3 protein-coding genes are annotated in these 2,320 nt (G+C 50.0%); all 3 read right to left on the reverse strand.

The features are described 5' to 3' along the window. The coding region (locus PGX78_RS07685) for an MFS transporter (protein WP_270446309.1) at positions 1 to 1,156 on the reverse strand (1,156 nt) is incomplete at its 3' end. Positions 1,157 to 1,186: 30 nt separating this feature from the next. Beyond that, positions 1,187 to 1,711 carry a hypothetical protein gene (locus PGX78_RS07690; RefSeq protein ID WP_270446311.1) on the reverse strand — a complete coding sequence of 175 codons (525 nt, stop codon included), beginning with the start codon at positions 1,709 to 1,711 and terminating at the stop codon, positions 1,187 to 1,189. A 46-nt stretch (positions 1,712 to 1,757) separates the two neighbouring features. Beyond that, the gene (locus tag PGX78_RS07695; protein ID WP_270446312.1) at positions 1,758 to 2,192 is read right to left on the reverse strand and encodes a type I 3-dehydroquinate dehydratase; all 435 of its coding nucleotides are present in this window, start codon (positions 2,190 to 2,192) and stop codon (positions 1,758 to 1,760) included. Between the last annotated feature and the right edge of the window lie 128 nt (positions 2,193 to 2,320).

The following is a 2,320-nucleotide window of genomic DNA, read 5'->3' on the forward strand; positions in this document are numbered from 1 at the left end:
TGCAGGCAACGATGAATCCTGCCAACGCGATGGCCGCATCGAGCCCCATGATGGAGTTGATACCGCTATCGGCCATATACCCTGTAACAAGGGGAATGGTAAAGGAAGCAATGGAGCCGGTAGTATAGAAAATACCGGTCATAGTACCCTTGCCTTTGGGGAACATTTCCGTCATCATAACCAAACCGAGCTGCATAACGCCGCCGGCAGCGGAGAAGCCTACGACCGCCGAGAGAATCGGAGCCAGGGAAGCGGACGGATAGTAATACAGACCGCCGATAGCCAAGGTGGATATCAGAGTGTATACAACAAGAAGTGTAATGGGGCGAACGCCTTTTTTCGTAATGAAGGCGGTGAAGAAGACGCAAGCCAAAGAACCGATGGAGTAGTAGCTCATTAAGGAACGAGCTGCCAAGTCCGGCATTTGAGCCACGGCAACACCGTACTTTGTAAGCCACTGACTGATGAGATAAAAAGTAGCCTGAGAAATATAGCCGTACAGTACGAAGCAAATACCTTCAAGGTACCATTTGGATTTCGGGGCTTCTACGGGAGCTTCCGAAGCGTCATTTTTGTCACTGTTGCTTACCCGATTCATGACAGGGAAGCCCATTTTCAGCATAATAACAAAGTTCAGAGCCAAGATAACGGCAGCTACGATAAAGGACCAGCCGTACCAAGCGTTCATCATGACGAGGACGCCGATGAAGAGAGGCAAAAGGAATTGACCTGCCGAAATGAAGGCTTTCAAAAGTACCGTAACCGTGCTGGCACTTTCGGGGTACGATTCGATCAATGCCGGATACGTACCGGCATCGAGGAAGGAGTTGGCAATACCTGCCAAAATCCCGAAGACGCAGGCAACAGCCGTTGTGGGGCTGACTAAAATGCCGAGGAAAAAGGCAATGTAGGTAATCATGCCCAAAAGAACGAAGGGTTTACGACCGTATTTGTCGGATAATTTGCCCGATACGAAAAGAACGATGAGTCGGCCGATACCGAGCATGCCGATGACGCTCATGACGTCGGCTAAACTGCCCCAACGTGCAGCAAGGGAGTCCATGTTTTGGGCGAGAATCAATACGCCGATGCCGTGTACGAAATAGTTGAGATACAGGCTCAGGCATAAGGGGCGATAAGAACGGGTCTGTTCCATAGTGATAAATCTCCTTTTATGTCGCGTAGCTTAGAATAAAACGTCTCTAATGAAATCAACGGGCATGTCCTTGCCGGTCCAGAGTTTGAAGGCTTCAGCACCTTGATAAAGCATCATGCCGAGACCGTTAAAGTTTTTGCAACCTACTTCGTCGGCCCAACGCATCAACTCCGTCTGATGCGGTGCATATACCGTATCCATAACTACGAGTTCCTTGTGCAAGAATGATTTGTCGGGAATGGCTACGACGCCTTCCAGCGGTTTCATGCCGCACGATGTGCCGTCAATGTAAATGTCGCTGCTGTCCAATTCGCGCTTAAGTGAAGGGTGATCAGCCAAGTCGTATAAGGTCACCTTGCATTCAGTCTGTTCGTTCAACTGAGCCACGACCTTTTCAGCCTTCGGGAAAAATTCATCCCGACGGTTGAAGACAGCAATTTCGCGAACACCGTCGAGAGCTGCCTGAACGAGAATAGCCGTAGCGGCACCGCCGGCACCGACGATGGTCATCTTCTTGCCTACGTACTCAACGCCTTCTTCTTTTAAGGAACGCATGGCACCTGTTCCGTCCGTAATTGTGCCGGTCAGGACGCCGTTATCGTTAACGACCGTGTTGCAGGCACATAACGACGGTAACCCCTTTGGCTTTAGCGGCGGCAATGACCTTGGCAATCTTGTCGGCGTTGCGGAAATATTCTACGTCCACAGCATCTACAAGACCGCTTTCAACGGCTGAAAGGATCAAATCAAAGTAGTAATCTTCCGAAACCTGTGTTTCACCGCCTTCTTCCTTCGTGCGGAAGGTGAAGAGAATCGCACTGTCGGGAAGTTCGTTGCGAACGGCCCGGAGTGCTTCGTTGACGGCTTTTAAGTCTGTTACTTCTGTCAGGAAGTCAATGCGCAGTTCAACGACATCGTAGATTTTATCCTGCAAGTAGCGGCATTCCTGAACGAGTTCATCGACGGTACGGCCGACGATGGGCACACAAATTTTGGGGATTCCGTTATTCAAGGGGATTTTTCCGATAGTTACCATACTATATACCTCCTAGGGCTTACGCCGCTTTTCTGTTTTTCATAACACTGTTATACCGTACATAAATGATGCAGGCAACGATGAATCCTGCCAACGCGATGGCCGCATCGAGCCCCATGATGGAGTTG

Origin of the sequence: Megasphaera sp. AF13-6AC (assembly GCF_027685385.1) — a bacterium.
GTDB lineage: Bacteria > Bacillota > Negativicutes > Veillonellales > Megasphaeraceae > Megasphaera > Megasphaera micronuciformis.

Bases quoted from the DNA above. Each gene is read 5' to 3' on its own strand.
- PGX78_RS07690 (WP_270446311.1), bottom strand. From the start codon at position 1,711: ATGCGTTCCTTAAAAGAAGAAGGCGTTGAGTACGTAGGCAAGAAGATG.
- PGX78_RS07695 (WP_270446312.1), bottom strand. From the start codon at position 2,192: ATGGTAACTATCGGAAAAATCCCCTTGAATAACGGAATCCCCAAAATT.